Raw genomic sequence first — 800 nt, forward strand, 5'->3', positions numbered from 1 at the left:
GCACCAAATTGATAAACACTATCTTTATGAAGTCAATCATAACGAAGTTTTATACTTTGAATCATCTATTCAGCTTTATAAAGATTATGAGGGTGTCATTGTCGACATGGAGAAGCTTGATATTGAGTATGAATTCCTTATTGGGGACGTTGTTTATGTAAAAGATTATGGAAAAGAACTCTTTCGCATTATCGGCCATAGAACAGAAATTTGGAGATATTTAGAAGATGGCTGGGAAGATATCATTTATGAACTGACCCGTTTAAAGGATGGAGAGTGGCTTGAAACGGAGGAAGAGGATCTCACGCTGGTGCTTAGAAAATATGAAATGGACCAGTTTGTGCATCAGCTGTTGTTTGTCCATTATGTCGGAGAAACTGGCCATGAGATCGGCGAAGATATCGCATCGTCTGCTCTTCTTCAGTTTGAAGGCGATGATGAAGATCAAGATACCCTTCACATCCTTGCTGTGTCAATTGTTGATGAGCTTCTGGATATTTATAATGACTACAAAATACTGTACGAAATGTTTCAGGATGAAGAATATAAAGACATGATGATGTTTGTTTTGGAAAGTTTAAAAGAGCATTTCAGTTAGTTTGTGAACATACGGATCAAGACATATAAAAAATATGGCAGACAGCCCCAAATCATCACACGCGTCATTCCTTTGAGCGTTTTTTCCATTATGATATCAAATCTTTCTCCGTCCAGTGCTTCCATCATTTTAGCAATCATAGCGTCAGCCTCCCATGGCTCGTTTTTTATTCAATATATGACTGAAAGAATTGTTTAGAACA

2 protein-coding genes are annotated in these 800 nt (G+C 37.2%); one reads left to right on the forward strand and one right to left on the reverse strand.

The annotated features are described in order from the left end of the window. Positions 1-598 (forward strand): hypothetical protein (locus RAC86_RS39420; protein ID WP_377887041.1); only part of this gene is annotated, 598 nt, incomplete at its 5' end. Here the strand turns inward: RAC86_RS39420 and RAC86_RS39425 are convergent. After that, positions 595-738, reverse strand: a complete 144-nt coding sequence (locus RAC86_RS39425; protein ID WP_003231164.1) for a hypothetical protein — start codon at positions 736-738, stop codon at positions 595-597. The genes RAC86_RS39420 and RAC86_RS39425 overlap by 4 nt on opposite strands. Between the last annotated feature and the right edge of the window lie 62 nt (positions 739-800).

It is taken from the genome of Bacillus sp. LR_5 (assembly GCF_042709275.1).